This is a genomic window from Pseudomonas sp. UF-293, assembly GCF_058245595.1.
In genome coordinates, this window is sequence record NZ_JBSICA010000007.1 from 93997 (window position 1) to 114643 (window position 20647).

At 60.5% G+C, this 20647-nt stretch carries 14 protein-coding genes; 10 read left to right on the forward strand and 4 right to left on the reverse strand.

What is annotated here, in order from left to right; genetic code table 11:
• Positions 1-200: 200 nt before the first annotated feature.
• The 4 genes from AC4IHP_RS10470 to aceE form a co-directional block, all read right to left on the reverse strand.
• Complete coding sequence (locus AC4IHP_RS10470; protein ID WP_490831645.1) at positions 201-2897, reverse strand: putative bifunctional diguanylate cyclase/phosphodiesterase; 2697 nt, start codon at positions 2895-2897, stop codon at positions 201-203.
• Positions 2898-3151: 254 nt separating this feature from the next.
• The gene (locus tag AC4IHP_RS10475) at positions 3152-4549 is read right to left on the reverse strand and encodes an alkaline phosphatase D family protein (protein ID WP_490831703.1); all 1398 of its coding nucleotides are present in this window, start codon (positions 4547-4549) and stop codon (positions 3152-3154) included.
• A gap of 277 nt (positions 4550-4826) precedes the next feature.
• A complete protein-coding gene (gene aceF / locus AC4IHP_RS10480; RefSeq protein ID WP_460123275.1) occupies positions 4827-6791 on the reverse strand; it encodes a dihydrolipoyllysine-residue acetyltransferase in 1965 nt (654 codons plus the stop codon).
• Between the two features lie 11 nt (positions 6792-6802).
• Positions 6803-9448, reverse strand: coding sequence for a pyruvate dehydrogenase (acetyl-transferring), homodimeric type (gene aceE, locus AC4IHP_RS10485; protein WP_460123278.1), 2646 nt, complete (start codon positions 9446-9448; stop codon positions 6803-6805).
• A 262-nt stretch (positions 9449-9710) separates the two neighbouring features.
• Between aceE and AC4IHP_RS10490 the strand changes: the two genes are divergently transcribed.
• From AC4IHP_RS10490 to AC4IHP_RS10535, 10 genes are all read left to right on the forward strand, one after another.
• Positions 9711-9836, forward strand: coding sequence for a hypothetical protein (locus AC4IHP_RS10490; RefSeq protein ID WP_301291621.1), 126 nt, complete (start codon positions 9711-9713; stop codon positions 9834-9836).
• Positions 9833-12772 (forward strand): bifunctional [glutamate--ammonia ligase]-adenylyl-L-tyrosine phosphorylase/[glutamate--ammonia-ligase] adenylyltransferase, encoded by a 2940-nt coding sequence (gene glnE / locus AC4IHP_RS10495; protein WP_490831646.1) that lies wholly within the window; start codon positions 9833-9835, stop codon positions 12770-12772. Before AC4IHP_RS10490 ends, glnE begins: the two co-directional genes overlap by 4 nt.
• Before the next feature lie 330 nt (positions 12773-13102).
• Positions 13103-14137 carry a lipopolysaccharide heptosyltransferase II gene (waaF, locus tag AC4IHP_RS10500; protein WP_122881210.1) on the forward strand — a complete coding sequence of 345 codons (1035 nt, stop codon included), beginning with the start codon at positions 13103-13105 and terminating at the stop codon, positions 14135-14137.
• Between the two features lies 1 nt (position 14138).
• Complete coding sequence (gene waaC / locus AC4IHP_RS10505; protein WP_490831647.1) at positions 14139-15200, forward strand: lipopolysaccharide heptosyltransferase I; 1062 nt, start codon at positions 14139-14141, stop codon at positions 15198-15200.
• Entirely contained in the window at positions 15200-16321 is a 1122-nt protein-coding gene (locus AC4IHP_RS10510) for a glycosyltransferase family 4 protein (RefSeq protein WP_460123289.1), read from the forward strand. The genes waaC and AC4IHP_RS10510 overlap by 1 nt, the downstream gene beginning before the upstream one ends.
• On the forward strand, positions 16321-17127 hold the full coding sequence (gene rfaP, locus AC4IHP_RS10515) for a lipopolysaccharide core heptose(I) kinase RfaP (RefSeq protein ID WP_490831648.1): 807 nt from the start codon (positions 16321-16323) through the stop codon (positions 17125-17127). The genes AC4IHP_RS10510 and rfaP overlap by 1 nt, the downstream gene beginning before the upstream one ends.
• The gene (locus AC4IHP_RS10520; protein ID WP_490831649.1) at positions 17127-17861 is read left to right on the forward strand and encodes a lipopolysaccharide kinase InaA family protein; all 735 of its coding nucleotides are present in this window, start codon (positions 17127-17129) and stop codon (positions 17859-17861) included. Before rfaP ends, AC4IHP_RS10520 begins: the two co-directional genes overlap by 1 nt.
• Positions 17858-18610 carry a lipopolysaccharide kinase InaA family protein gene (locus AC4IHP_RS10525; protein ID WP_490831650.1) on the forward strand — a complete coding sequence of 251 codons (753 nt, stop codon included), beginning with the start codon at positions 17858-17860 and terminating at the stop codon, positions 18608-18610. Before AC4IHP_RS10520 ends, AC4IHP_RS10525 begins: the two co-directional genes overlap by 4 nt.
• On the forward strand, positions 18610-20061 hold the full coding sequence (locus AC4IHP_RS10530) for a lipopolysaccharide kinase InaA family protein (protein WP_490831651.1): 1452 nt from the start codon (positions 18610-18612) through the stop codon (positions 20059-20061). The genes AC4IHP_RS10525 and AC4IHP_RS10530 overlap by 1 nt, the downstream gene beginning before the upstream one ends.
• A 207-nt stretch (positions 20062-20268) precedes the next feature.
• A complete protein-coding gene (locus tag AC4IHP_RS10535; RefSeq protein ID WP_460125234.1) occupies positions 20269-20571 on the forward strand; it encodes a YceK/YidQ family lipoprotein in 303 nt (100 codons plus the stop codon).
• The last annotated feature ends 76 nt before the right edge of the window (positions 20572-20647 follow it).

A 20647-nucleotide genomic window follows, 5' to 3' on the forward strand; every position in this document is an offset into this window, starting at 1 on the left:
GCGTTCCTCTCAGTCAGGTTGGAGGTAAAAAGTCAGACCGCCAGTGTGCCGAATGATGCCGAGTTAATCACTACCCAATGTAGGAGCTGCCGAAGGCTGCGATCTTTTGATTTTGCTTTTTAAAAACCAGATCAAAAGATCGCAGCCTTCGGCAGCTCCTACAGGGGACGGCATGTTATGGCGAGAATGGGGTAGCGGGGTTAGAGACAGAGCGGGCCGCGCGGGTAGCGCTTGAGCGCTTTGATCAGCTCATCGCCCGGAATCGGTCGGTCGAACAGATAACCCTGGCCGACGTCGCAACGATGCCGGCGCAGGAACGCCAGTTGCTCGGCGGTTTCGATGCCTTCGGCGACGACCTTGAGTTTGAGGTTGTGGGCCATGGCGATGACTGCAGAGGTGATTTCCATGTCGTCCTGGTTGTCCGGAATTTCATGGATGAAGCTGCGATCGATCTTGATGATGTCGATCGGGAATTTCTTCAGATAGCTCAGCGATGAATAACCGGTGCCGAAGTCATCCATGGCCAGGGTCAGGCCGAGGCGCTTGAGCTGGTCGAGCTGCAAATGCGTGTCTTCGGTGGCTTCCAGCAACAGGCCTTCGGTCAGCTCCAGTTCGAGCAGATTGGCCGGCAGCGCTTCTTCCTTGAGGATGTTGGCGATCGAGGCGACCAGATCCGGATCGGAGAACTGTTTCGGCGACAGATTGATTGCCACTTGCAGATTGCCCAGGCCGGCGGCGGTCAGGGACTTGCTCATGCGGCACGCCTGTCGGGCAATCCACTTGCCGATCGGAATGATCAGGCCGGTCTCTTCGGCGACGCTGATGAACTGGTCTGGGCGGATCATGCCGCGCTCCGGGTGGTTCCAGCGCAACAGCGCCTCCATACCCAGCAGACGTCCACTGCGCAGGCACAGTTTCGGCTGGTAGAACACGTCCAGTTCGTTCTGCGTGAGGGCGCGGCGCAGGTTGTTCTCGACAAACAGTTTGTAGCTGGCTTCGGCGTTCAGCGCTTCGGTGAACACCTGCAACTGGTGTTTGCCGTTGGCCTTGGCCTTGTGCAGCGCCAGGCCGGCGTTGCGCATCAGGGTCTGCGGGTCGCGCCCGTGCAGCGGCGCGCAGGCCAGGCCCACGGAGCCGGTGACGCTGATCAGCTGGTTGTCGACGAACATCGGCTTGTCGAGGGTCATCAGCAACTGACTGGCAATCTGCTGCCCGGCTTCAAGATCGGTGTCGTCGAGCAACACGGCGAATTCGTTACTGGCAAAACGTGCCAGGCTGCCACTCGGGCTGAGGCTGTTGCGCAGGCGCCGGGCGAGGCTGATCAACAGTTTGTCGCCGGTCTGGTGGCCGAGGCTGTCGTTGATCCGCTTGAAGTTGTCGATGTCGACCAGCAACAGACTGATCGGCGCATCGCTGTCACGGGCAAAACGCTCATCGAGATTGCGGATGAATGCCGGACGATTGCCGAGGTTGGTCAGGTTGTCGGTATAGGCCAGGCGCTCGATACGTTGCTGCGCCAGTTTGGTCTGGGTGATGTCTTCGTAGATGCCGATGTAATGCGTCAGCTCACGGTTGTCGCCATAGACCTTGGAAATCGACAACTGCCCCCAGTAGGGTTCGAGGTTTTTCCGGCGGCTCTTGAATTCACCCTGCCAGCTATTGCTCTGGGCCAGCGCCGAGGGCGCGTCGAATAGCAGCTCGCTGAGGTTTTCCAGCGCTGGCAATTCCGACAGGCGCTGACCGTGGACTTCCTCGGTGGTGTATTGAGTGATCGCGGTGAAGCTCGGGTTGACGTACTCGACCACACCGTCGCAGTTGACCAGCAAAAAGGCGTTGGCGCTTTGCTCGACCGCGCGCTGAAACAGGTGCAGGGCGCTGGTGGCGGTGCGACGGTTGTGGTTGTTGATCACTTGCGCGAACTGGTCGGCCAGTTCACCGGCAAAGGCGATTTCGTCGGACTGCCAGGCGCGGGTCACGCCGGTCTGTTCCAGACACAACACGCCGACCACTTGCCCGTCGACGCGAATGCTGGCGTCGAGCATGGCATTAACGTCACGCGGACGCATCGCCTCGGCCATCTCGCGGGTGCGCGGGTCGTGCATGGCATTGTGCGCATCGATGGCGCGGCTGCTGTGCAGCGCTTCCATGTAATCGGGGAAGCCGCTGATATCGATCGGCTCCGGCAGCAGGTATTCCTGGGTCGCACGATGATAGGCGGAGATCGGCAGCAAGCGCTGGCCTTCGAGGTTCCACAGGCTGGCGCAGTCGATCTCGTAGATGTCGCAGGCGCAGCGGGTGATCAGCTCGGCGGCTTCCTGCAGCGAGTTGTGCGTGCTGTAGCGCTGGCGTGCGAGCAGCAGAATCAGATCCTGCTGGGCGCGCACGCGTTCCAGATGCTGCAGTTGTTCCTGCTGGGCACGCTGGTTCAGCTCAAGGGCGATTTGCAGGCGCGAATTCTGGGTTTCCAGGTCGACCGATGGCAGCGCCTGGGTTTCGTCGAACACCTCGTCGACCGCCAGCAGGTAGCCGCGCAGCAAATGCCGGTTGTGCTGTTTGTAGGCTTCGCCGAGCTCGAGGATGTTCAACGCGCCGGCGGCGGTGTGCAGGGTGTAGCGCACCACGTAATGCGCGCCTTTGCTCAACTGCTGCTGGATCGCGTCGTGCAGTTGATAGCGCGCTTCGGGCTCCATCAGGCTGGCGTAGGGCGAGCCGACCAGAGCGCAGAGCTCGACGGCCGGCTGGCCGAACTGGCGCTCGCAGTTGGGATCGAGAAACAGCATCGCCCAACTGGCTTCATTCAAGCGCTCGAAACGCAGCATGCCGAGCCGCGAGGGCACAGGCAACTGCGTCACTACCTCGGCCGCCATACGGCTGGCGGCATCGGGTTGGCTCTTCATGAAGGGAACTCGCTTGGAAATATGCTGAATGCGCCGGGCTCTCGCCCTCTTGTCTGTTGGCTGCGGCAAGGTTGCATCATTGCGGCACCGACTGACAAGAGAGATGAAGGCCAAGTGCTATAAGAATATGTCGGCTGCAGTGAACATTTCTCCAGTGCATGACTGAAATGAGCAAAAGATCGCAGCTTCACGCCGCCCCGACAGGGTAATGCGCCTGGTGTAGGAGCTGCCGAAGGCTGCGATCCTCGGGTGTTTCAGCGCAACTTCATACTGATCGACTGCAGCTTCCTGCCATCGCGGTCATGGTAATTGACCAATATCTGATCTGCCTCCACGACCACATGAGCAAAATTGTCCTGACTCACCACGGCACTGGTCAGCTCGTGCCGATAATCCCCGGCCGCAGTACGCGCCAACGGTTGATCGAGGATGAATGTCGAGGCTTTGGCATACGGCAACAGTTTGCTGTTGTGCAGCGGTGACGACACGATGGTACGCACTTCGAAATCGGCATCTGCGCTGTGAGTCAAGCGACTGGTCAGCGAGCCATGGACGTCGCCGGAGACGAACACGACGTTTTTGATCCGATGGGTGCGAATGGTTTCGAGCAGACGCAGGCGCTGTTCGGGGAACGCCTTCCAGGCGTCGTCGCCATTGAGTTTGCGATCGGGATAGAACATCACACTGGTCACCACGAACTTCACCCGTGCCGGGGTGTGGAGCAGCCATTCCAGCAGCGTCTGTTCCTGCTCGATGTCGAGAATGCGGCGGTCATCCTTCGACAGGTTGCGCCGGGTGCGACTGTCGGTAACGAACCAGGCGATATCGCTGTCGCCAAACTGATACCAGTAATGCTTCAAGGTATCCCGGTCTATCTGGCCCTCCTCATTACATGCATAAACCGGGCTGTGGCTGGCTTGATAAAGTTCATAAGCCGCCATGGCGTTGCGATATAAGTCCATATCCGCAGCTTTGGCATTGGCGGGCCAGTTATCTTCGATCTCATGATCGTCCAGCATCATATAAGTCGATGTATTGGACATCAGTTTTTGAATATTCGGTTGCGAGAATGCTGTTCGATACTTCTTCAGAATGTCTTTGGCTTCGCGGTCCGGTGCAATGATATTCAAGTCGTCTACATAAACTTGATCGCCGGTCATGATTACCGCACTGACCGGTACCTGACTGTTTTCGATCAGTTGACTGATCGAGCCAAAGATCCGATCGCCCAGTTGCGGCAGGGAAACAATGCCTGCGGTGATCCGCAGATAGCGGCACGAACCGACGATGAAGCCTCGGGGCTGGTTACCATGCGCAGTTCGGGTGCGAAAGCGGTAGAGCTGACGCGGCCATTGCAATGGAAACTCGACCACCGTGTCGATGGTATGCACCGGATTCATCGGGCTTAAGCAACCGGCCTGGTATTCGTATTCACAATCGGCTTCGAGATCCTGCAATACCAGTACACCCGACATGTCATTGGCCGGATTCAAAAGTGCAAATACGCTGTTGGACCATTTTTCCGCGCCGGCTTTGCGAGCACGAACTCCGGCGAATACACGTTTTTTGTCCTGTTGTTCGCCGCGAATGAAAATGCGTACTTCGTTAGTTGTGGTGTGCCCCACAATGGGGCCGATAGTCGGTTTGAACATGATCGATTCCGTTCGAGATTTGAATAAACAAGAATTAAATAAGCGGGGTGCGTTGATGCAACTTTCCTGAGCAGAGGTTAGTTGGCCGGCGGCGGAAAATATTGGCGTTAAGTGGACCAGGCCTGTGGCCGATGTCAGCACGGGTTGTAGGAAAGGGGCGCGGCCCGGTTTATTTCAGGCAAAAAAAAGCCCCGTCAATTGACGGGGTTGAGGTACGAGCGTGTGGCGCTCGAAAGGGTGCAGCAAAAGGCCCTCCGTTGCCGGAGGGCCTTTTGGGTTACAGCAGGATGGTGCGGATGTCGCCCAACAGGCTGCCCAGACGCTGGGTAAAGCGTGCGGCTGCCGCGCCGTTGATCACGCGGTGATCGTAGGACAGCGACAATGGCAACATCAGCTTCGGCTGGAACGCTTTGCCGTCCCAGACTGGCTGGATGGTTGCTTTGGACACACCGAGGATCGCCACTTCCGGCGCGTTGACGATCGGCGTGAAGCCGGTGCCGCCAATGTGGCCGAGGCTGGAAATGGTGAAGCAGGCGCCTTGCATCTCGTCCGAGGACAGCTTCTTGGTGCGGGCTTTTTCAGCCAGCGAAGCCGCTTCGGCAGCGAGTTGCAGCAGGCTCTTCTGGTCGACGTTCTTGATGACCGGCACCAGCAGGCCATCCGGAGTGTCGACGGCGAAGCCGATGTTCACATACTTCTTGCGGATAATTGCCTTGCCGCTTGGCGCCAGCGAACTGTTGAAGTCCGGCAGCTCCTTGAGCAAATGCGCGCAGGTCTTGAGCAGCAGCGGCAGGATGGTCAACTTGACGCCAGCCTTCTCGGCCACGGCTTTCTGTGCAACGCGGAAGGCCTCCAGCTCGGTGATGTCCGCCGAGTCGAATTGCGTGACGTGTGGCACGTTCAGCCAGCTGCGGTGCAGGTTGGCAGCGCCGACCTGCATCAGGCGAGTCATCGGCACTTCTTCGATTTCGCCGAAACGGCTGAAATCGACCACCGGGATCGGCGGGATCCCCGCACCACCGGTAGCGCCGCCAGCAGCGGCCGGTGCTTCCTTGGCCTTCTGCATCATCGCCTTGACGTAAACCTGCACGTCTTCCTTGAGGATGCGACCGTGCGGACCGCTGGCGCCAACGGCGCTAAGCTCGACGCCGAACTCACGGGCCAGTTGACGCACGGCAGGGCCGGCGTGAACTTTGGCGCCCGGTTTCGCTGGTGTAGCAGCCGGCGCTGCGGCTGGAGCGGCAGCAGGTGCAGCGGCGGCTGGAGCAGCAGCAGCAGGTGCCGGCGCGCTTGGTGCAGCAGCCGGAGCCGGGGCAGCAGCAGGTGTCGCGCCTTTGACTTTGAGCTTGAGAATCAGGTCGCCGGTGCCGACTTCATCATCCAGCTTGATCGAAACGCTTTCGACCACGCCGGCGGCAGGCGATGGAATTTCCATGCTGGCCTTGTCGGATTCCAGAGTGATCAGCGACTGATCGGCTTCGACGGTATCGCCGGCCTTGACCAGTACTTCGATGATCTTCGCCTTGCCGGCCGAACCGATGTCCGGGACATGGATGTCCTGAACGCTGTCAGCGGCCGGTGCAGCCGGAGCAGCAGCCGGGGCTGGCGCAGCGGCAGCAGCAGGCGCAGCAGCCTGAGCCGGAGCGGCGGCAGCCGGGGCCGCAGCACCCGCCACTTCCAGATCCAGAATCAGGTCGCCAGTGCCGACTTCGTCGTTGAGCTTGACGCTGATGGCCTTGACCACGCCAGCGGCAGGCGACGGGATTTCCATGCTCGCCTTGTCGGATTCCAGGGTGATCAGCGATTGATCGGCTTCGACGCTATCGCCGACCTTGACCTGGATTTCGATGATCTGTGCCTTGCCCGACGAACCGATGTCCGGCACGTGCACTTGCTGAACCGAAGCGGCAGCAGGGGCAGCGGCAGGCGCGGCAGCAGCAGGGGCGGCAGCCGGTTTCTCTTCGGCTTTCGCAGGAGCAGCGGCCGGCGCAGGGGCCGCTTCAGCAGCGCCCTCGACTTCCAGCTCGAGCAGTTCGTCGCCTTCTTTCAGACGGTCGCCCAGCTTCACTTTCAGACTTTTGATGACGCCGGCTTTCGGGGCCGGCACTTCCATGCTGGCCTTGTCCGATTCCAGGGTCAGGATGCTCTGGTCGGCTTCGATGCGGTCGCCGACCTTCACAAACAGTTCAATTACTTCACCTTCACCGCTGCCGATGTCAGGTACGCGAATGAGTTCGCTCACAAAATGTCTCCTCAGCAGTCCAGTGGGTTGCGTTTTTCCGGGTCGATGCCGAACTTGGTGATGGCTTCAGCCACCACTTTAGGTTCGATATCACCACGGTCAGCCAGTGCTTCCAGGGCTGCCAACACCACGAAATGACGGTCGACTTCGAAGAAATGACGCAGTTTCTTGCGGCTGTCGCTGCGGCCGAAACCGTCGGTGCCCAGGACCTTGAATTCCTTGGACGGTACCCACTGACGGATCTGCTCGGCGAACAGCTTCATGTAGTCGGTAGAAGCAATGACCGGACCCTTGCGGCCGTTCAGGCACTCTTCGACGTAGCTCAGCTTCGGCTTCTGGCCAGGCTTGAGACGGTTGCTGCGCTCTACGGCGAGGCCGTCGCGACGCAGTTCGTTGAAGCTGGTAACGCTCCACACGTCAGCGCCGATGTTGAACTCTTCACGCAGGATCTTCGCCGCTTCACGCACTTCGCGCAGGATGGTACCGGAGCCCATCAGCTGAACGTGATGCGCCGCATCGCGAGTGTCTTCCTCGAGCAGGTACATGCCTTTCTTGATGCCTTCTTCGGCACCGGCCGGCATGGCTGGCTGCTGGTACGACTCGTTCATCACGGTGATGTAGTAGAAGATGTCCTGTTGCTCTTCGGTCATCTTCTTCATGCCGTCCTGAATGATCACCGCCAGCTCGTAGCCGTAGGTCGGATCGTAGGTGCGGCAGTTCGGGATGGTCGCGGCCAGCAGGTGGCTGTGACCGTCTTCGTGCTGCAGGCCTTCACCGTTCAGGGTGGTACGGCCGGCGGTGCCGCCGATCAGGAAGCCACGGGTACGGCTGTCGCCAGCGGCCCAGGCCAGGTCGCCGATACGCTGGAAGCCGAACATCGAGTAGAAGATGTAGAACGGCAGCATCGGCTGGTTGTGGCTGGAGTACGAAGTACCGGCAGCGATGAACGAGCTCATGGCGCCTGCTTCGTTGATGCCTTCTTCAAGGATCTGACCTTTCTGGTCTTCCTTGTAGAACATCACCTGGTCTTTATCGACTGGCTCGTAGAGCTGGCCGACCGAGGAGTAGATACCCAACTGACGGAACATGCCTTCCATACCGAAGGTACGGGCTTCGTCCGGGATGATCGGAACGATGCGCGGGCCGATTTCCTTGTCCTTGACCAGTTGCGCGAGGATTCGCACGAAAGCCATGGTGGTGGAAATTTCACGGTCGCCCGAGCCATCGAGGATGGCTTTGAGGGTGTCCAGATCCGGAGTCGGTACGCTGAAGCTCTGCGCGCGGCGCTGTGGCACGAAACCGCCCAGGGCGGCACGACGCTCGGCCAGGTAGCGGCCTTCGGCGCTGTTTGGCTCTGGCTTGAAGAACGGCAGGTTCTCCAGCTCTTCGTCCTTGACCGGGATGTCGAAGCGGTCGCGGAACAACTTCAGGCTGTCGACATCGACTTTCTTGGTGTTGTGCGCAGTGTTTTTCGCTTCGCCGGCACCGGTGCCATAACCCTTGATGGTCTTGGCGAGGATGACGGTCGGTTGTTCCTTGTGGTTGACCGCTTCGTGGTACGCCGCGTAGACCTTGTACGGGTCGTGGCCGCCACGGTTGAGTTTCCAGATCTCGTCGTCGGACAGATCGGCAACCATTGCCTTGAGTTCAGGCGTGTTGAAGAAGTGCTCGCGAACGAACGCGCCGTCTTTGGCTTTGTAGTTCTGGTACTCGCCGTCGATGACTTCGTCCATGCGGCGTTGCAGGATGCCGTCGACGTCCTTGGCCAGCAGCGGGTCCCAGAAACGGCCCCAGATGACTTTGGTCACGTTCCACTGAGCACCACGGAACACGCCTTCGAGTTCCTGGATGATCTTGCCGTTGCCGCGAACCGGGCCGTCGAGGCGCTGCAGGTTGCAGTTGATGACGAAGATCAGGTTGTCCAGCTTCTCGCGGCCGGCCAGGGAGATCGCGCCCAGGGATTCCGGCTCGTCGCACTCGCCGTCGCCCAGGAAGCACCAGACTTTCTGTTTGCCCGGCTGGATGAAACCGCGATGCTCCAGGTACTTCATGAAGCGCGCCTGGTAGATCGCCTGGATCGGACCCAGACCCATCGATACGGTCGGGAACTGCCAGAAGTCAGGCATCAGCCAAGGGTGCGGATAGGAAGACAGGCCTTGACCATCGACTTCCTGACGGAAGTTGTTCATCTGGTCTTCGGTGATGCGGCCTTCCATGAATGCACGGGCGTAAACGCCTGGCGAGGTGTGGCCCTGGAAGTAGATCAGGTCGCCGCCGTGTTCGTCGGTCGGGGCCTGGAAGAAATAGTTGAAGCCGATGTCATACAGGGTCGCACTGGAAGCGAAGCTGGAGATGTGACCACCCAGGTCCGAATCTCGCAGGTTCGTGCGCATTACCATGGCCATCGCGTTCCAGCGTACCAGCGAGCGAATGCGGCGTTCCATGAACAGGTCGCCAGGCATGCGTGCTTCGTGGGTAACGGGGATCGTGTTGCGGTAAGGCGTGGTGATCGCGTAAGGGAGCTGCGAGCCGCTGCGGGTCGCGAGTTCGCCCATACGGGTCATCAGATAGTGAGCACGGTCTTCGCCTTCTTTGTCGAGAACCGATTCCAGGGCGTCCAGCCATTCCTGGGTTTCGACGGGATCGAGGTCTTGCATGGCTTGCTCCAGGGCGGAAAGGCTTCCAGAATCGGTTGCCTGAGTTTGCGACTGGCCTTGTGGGCAGACGATTTAAAATTCTTGGATTGCCGACAGGTTGTTCCGGCGGCGTGTAGTTTTACTACAAATCTTCCGGCATTTCAGCCTTTCGAATGTATAGACGAGTAGTAAAACTACAGATGAAAGGCTTGTGGCCTCCGACTGCGTTGTGAGAATAATCGTTAAGGCGGGTCGATTTCCATCCGAATAAGGTGAAAGTTTGATGCTGGATGCCAAAGAAGAAGAAATTTCAGCTATTTCTAACTTTTGTTCGACAGTCCTTCACGTAGCGGGTTTTCATCATTCACTACAAGCGGCCCTTTATACGCCGATCAAGGATAGACCATGACCCTGCCCGTGCTTGCCGAACTGCCCGCCATTCTCCTGCCGTTGGTCAGCCGATCCGAGCAGTCGTTCCGTACGTCCGTCGCCGCCCTCGAGGACGATCACGGCCTGTCGAGCTGGACGCCGGAGCGCTGGGCGCAATTCGCCCGCGTCACTGCCGCCAGCGAATTTGTCATTGAACAGAGCATTCGTGACCCTTTGATGTTGCTGGCGCTGGTGGCATCCGGCGAACTTGATCGGGCGTTTGCGCCCGGCGAACTGTGCGCACAGATCGCCGCCGCCGCGAACAACGCGCAGAGCGAAGACGAACTTGGCCGTGCCCTGCGCCGCCAGCGCGCACGCCATCAGGTGCGGATCATCTGGCGCGATCTGACCCGCCAGGCCGATCTGGTGCAGACCTGCCGCGACCTCTCGGACATGGCTGACGCGACCATCGATCAGGCTTATCAATGGCTGTACAGCCGTCATTGCGAGCAGTTCGGCACGCCGACCGGTCGGCGCAGCGGTGAGCCGCAGCAGATGGTCATCCTCGGCATGGGCAAGCTCGGTGCGGTCGAGCTGAATCTGTCTTCCGACATCGATCTGATCTTCGCCTACCCCGAAGGCGGCGAAACCGTCGGCGTGAAACGCTCGCTGGACAATCAGGAATTCTTCATTCGCCTCGGCCAGCGTCTGATCAAGGCACTCGACCCGATGACCGTCGACGGCTTCGTTTTCCGCGTTGACATGCGCCTGCGCCCATACGGATCGTCCGGTGCGCTGGTGCTCAGCTTCAACGCGCTGGAGCAGTATTACCAGGATCAGGGCCGCGACTGGGAACGCTACGCGATGATCAAGGCGCGAGTAGTGGCTGGCGATCAGGTCGCCGGCGCGCAGTTGCTCGACATGCTGCGGCCGTTCGTCTACCGCCGTTACCTGGATTTTTCGGCGATCGAAGCACTGCGCACCATGAAGCAACTGATCCAGCAGGAAGTGCGGCGCAAGGGCATGGCCGACAACATCAAGCTCGGCTCCGGCGGCATCCGCGAGGTCGAGTTCATCGCTCAGGCCTTTCAGTTGATCCACGGTGGCCGCGACCTGAGCCTGCAACAGCGTCCTCTATTAAAGGTGCTGAGCACGCTGGAAGGGCAGGGCTATCTGCCGCCGGCGGTGGTCAGCGAGTTGCGCGAAGGGTACGAGTTTCTGCGTTACACCGAACATGCCATTCAAGCGATTGCCGACCGTCAGACGCAAATGCTGCCGGACAGCGCCCAGGATCAGGCGCGCATCGCTTTCATGCTTGGCTACTCCGATTGGCCGGCCTTCCATGAACAGTTGATGTACTGGCGCGGGCGCGTGGCCTGGCATTTCGCCCAGGTGATCGCCGATCCCGACGAGGATGAGGGCAGCGAAAGCGAAGTGGTGGTTGGCGGTGAATGGCTGCCGCTGTGGGAGGAAGAACAGGACGAAGAGGCCGCGTGCCGGCAGTTGCAGGAGGGCGGTTTCGTCGATGCCGGCAAAGCGCTGAAGGCGCTGGCCGGTTTGCGCGGCAGTCCGCAATTGCGCGCGATGCAGCGGCTGGGGCGCGAGCGTCTCGATGCATTTATTCCGCGACTGCTCGCGCAGGCGGTGGAGCATGACAATCCTGATCTGGTGCTCGAGCGCGTGCTGCCGCTGGTGGAAGCGGTGGCGCGGCGCTCGGCGTATCTGGTTTTGCTCACGGAAAACCCCGGTGCGCTGCGCCGCCTGTTGACCCTGTGTGCGGCGAGCCCGTGGATTGCCGAGCAGATCACGCGTTTCCCGCTGCTGCTCGACGAATTGCTCAACGAAGGCCGGCTGTTCAAGCCACCGCTGGCGCCGGAACTGGCGGCCGAGTTGCGCGAGCGGCTGACACGCATTCCCGAGGACGACCTCGAGCAGCAAATGGAAGCCTTGCGTCATTTCAAACTGGCGCACCGCTTGCGTGTCGCCGCTTCGGAAATCGCTGGCAGCCTGCCGCTGATGAAGGTCAGCGATTATCTGACCTGGCTGGCCGAGGCGATTCTCGAACAAGTGCTGGCCCTGGCCTGGCGGCAGACTGTGGCCAAGTACGGCACGCCGCTGCGCACCGACGGCACGCTGTGCGATCCCGGTTTCATCATTGTCGGTTATGGCAAAGTCGGTGGTATCGAATTGGGGCATGGTTCGGACCTGGATCTGGTGTTCATCCATGACGGCGATCCGCAGGCGGAAACCGATGGGCCGAAATCCATCGATGGCGCGCAGTTCTTCACGCGCCTGGGGCAGCGGATCATTCACCTGCTCACGGCGCAGACCAACTCCGGCCAGCTGTATGAAGTGGATATGCGCCTGCGTCCTTCCGGCGCTTCCGGGCTGCTGGTGAGTTCCCTCGGCGCATTCGCGCGCTATCAGGAAAATGAAGCCTGGACATGGGAGCATCAGGCGCTGGTGCGCGCGCGGGTGCTGGTGGGCAGTCAGGATGTTGGCCAGGCCTTCGAAAAAGTCCGCGCGCAGGTGTTGGGCAAACCGAGGGATCTGGCCAAACTGCAACAGGAAGTTAGCGAGATGCGCACGAAGATGCGCGACAACCTCGGCACTCGCAGCACCGCGGCCGGCACGGCGGCGAATGCGTTCGACGCGGGCGTGCCGTTCGACCTCAAGCAGGACGCCGGAGGTATCGTCGATATTGAATTTATGGTGCAATACGCGGCCCTGGCGTGGTCGCACAGCCATCCGCCGCTGCTGCGCTGGACCGATAACATCCGCATTCTGGAAGAGCTGGAGCACGAAGGGCTGATGCCCGCCGAAGATGCCAGTCTGTTGCGCGAGGCCTACAAGGCCTACCGCTCCGCCGCCCATCGGCAGGCTTTGCAGAAAGACGCAGGCGTGATAACCGGGGATCAGTTTGTCGAAGAGCGGCAACAGGTGTTGCGGATCTGGAAGGAGTTGGGGCTAAGCTGAAAGGCGCCAATGAAGGCAGTGAGATTCAACAGGTGGGAGCGAGCCTGCTCGCGAAGGTGGAGTGTCAGTCAGCATTTGTTTTGAATGTACTGGCCCATTCGCGAGCAGGCTCGCTCCCACAGTGATCTGCGCTGAAATGCAGATGTTGAAACAGATGCAAAACCCTGTGGGAGCTGGCTTGCCAGCGATAGCGGAGTATCAGACGACAATAATGTTGAATGTGAAGACCTCATCGCGGGCAAGCCCGCTCCCACAGTAGATCTACAGTGTTTGTAGAATTATCGAGGCGGGGAGGCGTAAATGCCTCCCCGGTTCGTTTTTGGAAACTACATGAATATTCTGATCGTTGGGCCCAGTTGGGTCGGTGACATGGTGATGGCGCAGACACTGTTTCAGTGTCTCAAACAGCGCCACCCGCAATGCGCAATCGACGTGCTGGCGCCCGAATGGAGCCGGCCGATCCTCGAGCGCATGCCCGAAGTGCGCAAGGCCTTGAGCTTCCCGCTCGGCCATGGCGCGCTGGAACTGGCGACGCGCCGGCGCATCGGCAAGTCCCTGCGCGGCCAGTACGATCAGGCGATCCTGTTGCCCAATTCGCTGAAATCGGCACTGGTGCCGTTTTTCGCCGGCATCCCCAAGCGCACCGGCTGGCGCGGCGAATTCCGCTACGGTCTGCTCAACGACGTGCGCACCCTCGACAAAGAACGCTATCCGCTGATGATCGAGCGTTTCATGGCGTTGGCCTATGAAGCGAACGCTGAATTGCCGAAGCCGTACCCGCGCCCGAGTCTGCAAATCGACCCGGTGACCCGCGAAGCGGCACTGGCCAAATTCGGTTTGACCCTCGACCGCCCGGTCCTGGCCCTGTGCCCCGGCGCCGAGTTTGGCGAATCCAAGCGCTGGCCGTCCGAGCACTACGCCAAGGTCGCCGAAGCGCGTATTCGCGAAGGCTGGCAGGTGTGGCTGTTCGGCTCGAAAAACGATCACGCGGTCGGCGAGGACATTCGCGCCCGGCTGATCCCGGGCCTGCGCGAAGAGTCGGTCAACCTCAGCGGTGGTACCTCGCTGGCCGAGGCCATCGACCTGCTGTCCTGTGCCGATTCCGTGGTGTCCAACGATTCCGGCCTGATGCATGTCGCTGCGGCGCTGAATCGTCCGCTGGTCGCTGTGTACGGCTCGACCTCGCCGGGCTTCACCCCGCCGCTGGCCGAGCAGGTCGAGATCGTGCGTCTGGGCATCGAATGCAGTCCGTGTTTCGATCGTACTTGCCGGTTCGGCCATTACAACTGCCTGCGCCAGTTGATGCCGGACGCGGTCAACGATGCCTTGCAGAAGTTGCAGGGCTCCGTGGTCGAGGTTCATTAACTTGCGGGTACTGCTGATCAAGACTTCATCGCTGGGCGACGTGATTCACGCGTTGCCGGCGCTGACCGACGCTGCGCGCGCGATCCCGGGCATCAAGTTCGACTGGGTGGTGGAAGAGGGTTTCGCCGAGATTCCGAGCTGGCACCCGGCGGTCGATAAAGTGATTCCGGTCGCGGTCCGCCGCTGGCGCAAGAGTCTGTGGAAAACTATCACCAGCGGCGAGTGGAAACGCTTCAAGCAAAGTGTGCGCGCCAATAAATACGATCTGGTGATCGACGCTCAAGGCCTGCTGAAAAGTGCCTGGCTGACCCGCTACGTCAAAGCCCCGGTGGCCGGCCTCGATAAAACCTCGGCTCGCGAGCCGATGGCTGCACGCTTCTACGATCGCAAACTCGCCGTCGCTCGTGGTCAACACGCCGTCGAGCGCGTACGACAGTTATTCGCCATCGCCCTGGGTTACGACCTGCCCAAAGGCCTTGGCGATTACGGCCTCAACGTCGAGCGACTGGTCGAGTTGCCGCGCAAGAACGCCTACGTGGTATTCCTCCACGGCACCACTTGGGACACCAAGCACTGGCCGGAAATCTACTGGCGCGAGCTGACCGAGCGGGTCGGCTACCTGGGTGTTGGCGTGAAGTTGCCGTGGGGCAACCCACAGGAAAAGGCCCGCGCCGAACGCATCGCGGCCGGCTTCAAACACGCCGAAGTGCTGCCGAAACTCAATCTGGCTGGCGTTGGCAAAGTTCTCGCCGGCGCGCAGGCTTGCGTGGCGGTGGATACCGGACTCGGCCATCTCGCCGCTGCGCTGGACGTGCCGACCATCTCGCTGTTCGGCCCGACCAATCCGGGCCTCACCGGCGCCTACGGCAAGTTGCAGATTCATCTGGCCAGCGACTTCCCGTGCGCGCCCTGCATGCAGAAAAAATGTATCTATCAACCGACCGAGCAGGATGCCCGTCAGTTTGACCTGAAACGCGAGCAGCCTTTGTGCTTCACGCGTGTGAACCCCGAGCGTGTCGCGAGCCGACTGAGCACGTTGTTAATGGCTGAGGAGCTGCGCTGATGCAATTGGCATTCGTCCTGTACAAATATTTCCCGTTCGGCGGCTTGCAGCGCGATTTCATGCGCATAGCCCTCGAATGCCAGAAGCGCGGCCATCGGATTCGCGTCTACACGCTGATCTGGGAAGGCGACGTGCCGCCGGGTTTCGAAGTGCTGGTGGCGCCGGTCAAGGCGTTCTTCAATCACCGTCGCAACGAGAAACTCAGCGCGTGGATGGCAGCGGATCTGGCCAAACGTCCGGTCGATCGCCTGATCGGTTTCAACAAGATGCCGGGCCTGGACGTGTACTACGCGGCTGATGGCTGCTTCGAAGACAAGGCGCAGAACCTGCGCAACTCGCTGTATCGCCGCTGGGGCCGCTATCGCCATTTCGCCGAGTACGAGCGTGCGGTGTTCGCCAAGGACGCGAAGACCGAAGTGCTGATGATTTCCGAAGTGCAGCAGCCACTGTTCATCAAGTACTACGACACGCCGCTTGAGCGTTTCCACCTGCTGCCGCCGGGCATTGCCCAGGATCGTCGGCGTCCGGCGAATGCCGATGAGATCCGCGCCGGTTTCCGCGCTGAATTCAATCTCAAGGACGACGAACTGCTGCTGGTGCAGATCGGCTCCGGCTTCAAGACCAAGGGTGTCGATCGCAGCCTCAAAGCGCTAGCCGGGTTGCCCGCCGAATTGCGCAAACGCACCCGGCTGTTTGTAATCGGCCAGGATGACCCCAAATTGTTCCAGATGCAGAGTGCGACACTGGGCCTGGGCGACAATGTGACCTTTCTCAAAGGGCGCAGCGACATACCGCGTTTCCTGCTCGGTGCCGATCTGTTGATCCACCCGGCCTACAACGAAAACACCGGCACCGTGCTGCTTGAAGCGCTGGTGGCCGGTTTGCCGGTGTTGGTCAGCGCGGTCTGCGGTTACGCCCATTACATTGCCGAGGCCGATGCCGGGCGAGTGCTGGACGAGCCGTTCGAGCAGGCGCAGCTGACGCAATACCTGACCGAGATGTTGAGCAACGACGCTGCACGTGCGGCCTGGAGCCGCAACGGTCTGGCCTTCGCCGAGACGGCCGACCTCTACAGCATGCCGCAGCACGCGGCGGATGTGATTCTGGCGGAGCACGCTTAATGAAGTTGATGCTGGCTGAACCGTTCAAAAGCCTTTGGGCCGGACGCGACCCGTTCGCCGCAGTCGAAGGCTTGGAGGGCGAGGTATACCGCGAGCTGGAAGCGCGCCGGACATTGCGTACGGAAGTCGACGGGCATGGCTTTTTCGTCAAGATCCACCGTGGCATCGGCTGGGGCGAAATCTTCAAGAACCTGCTGACCGCCAAGCTGCCGGTGCTCGGCGCCGGGCAAGAGTGGAAAGCCATCCAGCGCCTGCAAGAAGTCGGCGTGCCGACCATGACTGCCGTCGCCTATGGTGAGAAGGGCAGCAATCCCGCGGATCAGCATTCTTTCATTGTCACCGAAGAGCTGGCGCCGACCATCAGCCTCGAAGACTTCAGCATTGACTGGGTCAGGCAGCCACCGGAGCCAGCACTCAAGCGCGCGCTGATTGCCGAGGTCGCGCGGATGACCGGCATGATGCACCGCGCCGGGGTCAATCACCGTGACTGCTACATTTGCCACTTCCTGCTGCACACCGACAAACCGGTCACGCCGCAGGATTTCAAACTCTCGGTGATCGATCTGCACCGAGCCCAGACCCGCGCAAAGATCACTCAACGCTGGCGCAACAAGGATCTGGCGGCGCTGTATTTCTCCGCGCTGGACATCGGCCTGACCCGCCGCGACAAACTGCGTTTCCTCAAGGGCTATTTCCAGCAACCGCTGCGGCAGATTCTGACAGAAGAGGCGCCGCTGCTGAGCTGGCTGCAAGGCAAGGCCGACAAGCTCTACGAACGTAAACAGCGTTACGGGGATGCGCTCTGATGGCGGGTTGGACACTTGAACCGCAGTACAGCAGCCTCGCCGAAGATTTCGGCAGCCTCGAAGCCGTATTTGCCTTGCAGGGCGAACGCCTGACCCGCGACCCGCTCTCTGAGGTAATTCGCGTGCAGCGCGACGGCGTCAACTATTACGTCAAGCGCTACGTCGGCGCCGGTAAGGGCCTGCGCCGCTACCTCGGCAAGCCGCGGGTGAAGATGGAGTGGCAGAACCTCAAGCGCTTCGCCAAGTGGGGCATCCCTACCGCCGAGGTGGTCGCCTGGGGACTGGAGCGGCGCGGCGCGGCTTACGACCGTGGTGCAATGATCACCCGCGAATTGCCCAACACCGAAGACCTGTCGGCGCTGGCCGAGCGCAAGGATCCCAAACTCAAGGATCGCGCCTGGGTCGACGGCGTCAGCCGGCAGTTGGCCGGTTATACCCGGACAATGCATGATCACCGCTTTACCCATAACGACCTGAAATGGCGCAATCTGTTGATTGACGATCAGGCGCGTATCTTTCTCATCGATTGCCCTAACGGCGAGTTCTGGCGCGGCTTCTGGCTGAAGTACCGGATCACCAAGGACCTGGCCTGTCTCGACAAGCTGGCCAAATATCACCTGTCCAATACCCAGCGCCTGCGTTTCTATAAGCAATACCGCCAGTGCGATCGGCTCGATGTCGCCGACAAGAAACGGATTCGGCACGTGGTGAGATTTTTTGAGGGACGTGAATGACTGATTTCATTGCCGAGCAGGACCGTGCGCTGCTGGAACACCACGGTCTCGGTACTTTCGACGCGCTGTGGGCCAAACAGCTGGAAGCAGTGGATGAGCCCAACACTTCTGGCGGCGGCTGGAGCAGCGTGTTTCGTCTGAACCTGGAAGGCCAGGGCTATTACCTCAAGCGCCAGAGCAACTATCTGACCCGCACCTTGCATGCACCGCTCGGCGAGCCGAGCTTCGCCCGGGAATTTCGCAATATCAGCCGCTATCGCAAGCTTGGCATCCCGGCATTGCAGGCCGCGTTTTTTGGTGAGCGCAAGGTTGATGGGGAAGTGCGCGCGATTTTGCTGACCCGCGCACTGGACGGCTGGAGCGATCTGGATTCGTTGCTTGAATGCTGGGCGCAACTCAGCGCCGCGCAACATTCGGCGATTCTCAAGGCTTGCGGATTGCTGGCGCGGCGTCTGCACGGCATGCGTCAGGTGCATGGCTGCTTTTATCCCAAACACATTTTTTTGCGCGCCACCGGCGACGGTTTCGAGGCGCAACTGATTGATCTGGAGAAGACCCGGCCGTTGCTGTTCGGCGCGCGTGATCGGGTCAAGGATCTGGAGCCGTTGCAGCGCCGCTCGCCGCAGTGGAGCGAGGCGGACTTGCGCCAGTTGCTCGCGGCCTATCTTGATCAGCCGACTGACAGTTCGCTGCTCGACCGCTGGCTCGATCGGCTAACGGCACGGCGCAGCCACAAGGAGACCCGCTGATGCGCTTGTCCGAACTGGCCCGATCCGGGCGCTCACCCTCGTTGCCGCTGACTGTGACTCTGGCGGATGCAGCCGGGGCTGCGGATTTGCAGTTGCTGAGCCTGCTGCGTGTGCTGCCTGGGCAGCGCTACGTCGGCGCCGGGGTCTGGCGCGGCCGGCCGGTGCTGGCCAAGTTGTTGGTCGGCAGCAAGGCTGCCCGGCATTTTCAGCGTGAGCTGGATGGCGTGCGGCTACTCGCTGCGCAGGGCCTGACCACGCCGCTGCTGTTGGTTGACGGGCTGGAAGAGGGCGAGGGCGGCTGGCTGCTCTTTGAATTTCTCGAAGATGCCGAAAGCCTTGGTGATGCCTGGGCGAGAGTCGAGTCGCTGCCAGCGTTGGCCGATGAGCAGACTGCCGTGCTGGCCGCAGCGCTCGACGCCATTGGCAGGCTGCACGGCAAAGGGCTCTGGCAGGAAGACTTGCACCTGGACAATCTGCTGCGTTACGGCGGCCAGCTGTATCTGATCGATGGTGCCGGGGTGCGTGCGGAAACGGCTGGGCAGCCATTGTCCCGGCAGAAAGTGCTGGAAAATCTCGGCGTGTTTTTCGCCCAGTTGCCCAAGTCACTCGAGCCATTCACCGAAGAATTGCTGGTGTATTACCTGTTGAGCAATAGCGAGCATGCGCTGCCTCTGGAGGCCTTGCAGAAGCAGATCGACAAGGTCCGTAGCTGGCGACTCAGGGATTATCTGATCAAGGTCGGCCGCGACTGCACCTTGTTTGCTGTTCAGCGCGGCGCATTCGCCCTGCGCGCCGTTCGGCGCGAAGAAGAAGCCGCCATGCTGCCGGTGCTCGAACAGGCCGACGCCTTGCTTGACCAGGGGCATCTGTACAAGACCGGCGGTGCCGCGAGTGTCGGCCGGGTTCAGGCCGCAGGGCGCACGCTGGTAATCAAGCGCTACAACATCAAGGGCTTCGCCCACTGGCTCAAGCGCTTCTGGCGTCCGAGTCGGGCCTGGCATTCGTGGCGCGAAGGCAATCGTCTGGCCTTCCTCGGGATCGCCACGCCGAAACCGCTGGCGGTGCTGGAAAAGCGTTTTTTGTGGCTGCGTCGCAGCGCCTATCTGATCACCGAGTACCTGCCCGGGCCGGACATCATCGAGCGCTTCACGCCCTACGTGGCGAATGGCGAGGCACCGGAAGCCGAGTTGCAGGCACTGGACCAACTGTTTGCCCGGTTGATCGCCGAGCGCATCAGTCATGGCGACTTCAAGGGCCACAACCTGTTCTGGCAAACGGATCGCTGGGCGTTGATCGATCTCGACTCGATGTGCCAGCACGGCTCTGTCAGCAGCTTTGCCCCGGCCTACGCCCGGGATCGCGCGCGGTTCATGCGCAACTGGCCGCCAGGCAGTGCGTTGTATCGGGTCATTGATCAGCGTCTGCCGAAAGAGGTCTCGAGCGCGGGGTGACGCCTGTTCGCGAGCAGGCCGCTTCCTGCGATGGATTCGATCCCCTGCGGATCCGAGTCTGCGGGCAGTAACGGACAAAACGCAGCGACGTGTCTTACAGTTTCTCCAGAAGCCATGAACTGTGCCCTGCGCGGACTCGATGCTAATTTGCCTGACGATCTTGGAGGGCGAATCTTGAGCCTGAAAAAAATTCTGACGCTGGGTTTAATGTCTTCGATTCTCTCAGGCTGTGGCAGTGTCTCGACCGTTTTACAGGACGACGCCGATGCTGCCCGTGACTTGCGCAGAAAGAAAACCTACTGCCAGTCGATTCCGCGCATCTACAGTGGCCTGGCCTTTGATTTTTGCACTTTGAATGCGCCGCCCGATCCTACCGGTATGCTGGCGCCCTTCGTGTTGCTCGATCTACCGCTGTCCGCCGTGTTCGATACGCTTTCGCTGCCTTACACGGTCTATCGGCAGATTACCGATTCAAATCTGAGTATTTACTGGCGCAGGGACGGCTATTGAGTCGTTCAACCTGCTGATTCGGACCAATCGTGCAGGTGGCAATTCGCACAAGGTAATTCCCGTCATGTTTACGCTA

Bases quoted from the DNA above. Each gene is read 5' to 3' on its own strand.
- AC4IHP_RS10470 (WP_490831645.1), bottom strand. From the start codon at position 2,897: ATGAAGAGCCAACCCGATGCCGCCAGCCGTATGGCGGCCGAGGTAGTG.
- AC4IHP_RS10475 (WP_490831703.1), bottom strand. From the start codon at position 4,549: ATGTTCAAACCGACTATCGGCCCCATTGTGGGGCACACCACAACTAAC.
- aceE (WP_460123278.1), bottom strand. From the start codon at position 9,448: ATGCAAGACCTCGATCCCGTCGAAACCCAGGAATGGCTGGACGCCCTG.
- AC4IHP_RS10490 (WP_301291621.1), top strand. From the start codon at position 9,711: ATGCTGGATGCCAAAGAAGAAGAAATTTCAGCTATTTCTAACTTTTGT.
- glnE (WP_490831646.1), top strand. From the start codon at position 9,833: ATGACCCTGCCCGTGCTTGCCGAACTGCCCGCCATTCTCCTGCCGTTG.
- waaF (WP_122881210.1), top strand. From the start codon at position 13,103: ATGAATATTCTGATCGTTGGGCCCAGTTGGGTCGGTGACATGGTGATG.
- AC4IHP_RS10510 (WP_460123289.1), top strand. From the start codon at position 15,200: ATGCAATTGGCATTCGTCCTGTACAAATATTTCCCGTTCGGCGGCTTG.
- rfaP (WP_490831648.1), top strand. From the start codon at position 16,321: ATGAAGTTGATGCTGGCTGAACCGTTCAAAAGCCTTTGGGCCGGACGC.
- AC4IHP_RS10520 (WP_490831649.1), top strand. From the start codon at position 17,127: ATGGCGGGTTGGACACTTGAACCGCAGTACAGCAGCCTCGCCGAAGAT.
- AC4IHP_RS10525 (WP_490831650.1), top strand. From the start codon at position 17,858: ATGACTGATTTCATTGCCGAGCAGGACCGTGCGCTGCTGGAACACCAC.
- AC4IHP_RS10530 (WP_490831651.1), top strand. From the start codon at position 18,610: ATGCGCTTGTCCGAACTGGCCCGATCCGGGCGCTCACCCTCGTTGCCG.
- AC4IHP_RS10535 (WP_460125234.1), top strand. From the start codon at position 20,269: ATGTCTTCGATTCTCTCAGGCTGTGGCAGTGTCTCGACCGTTTTACAG.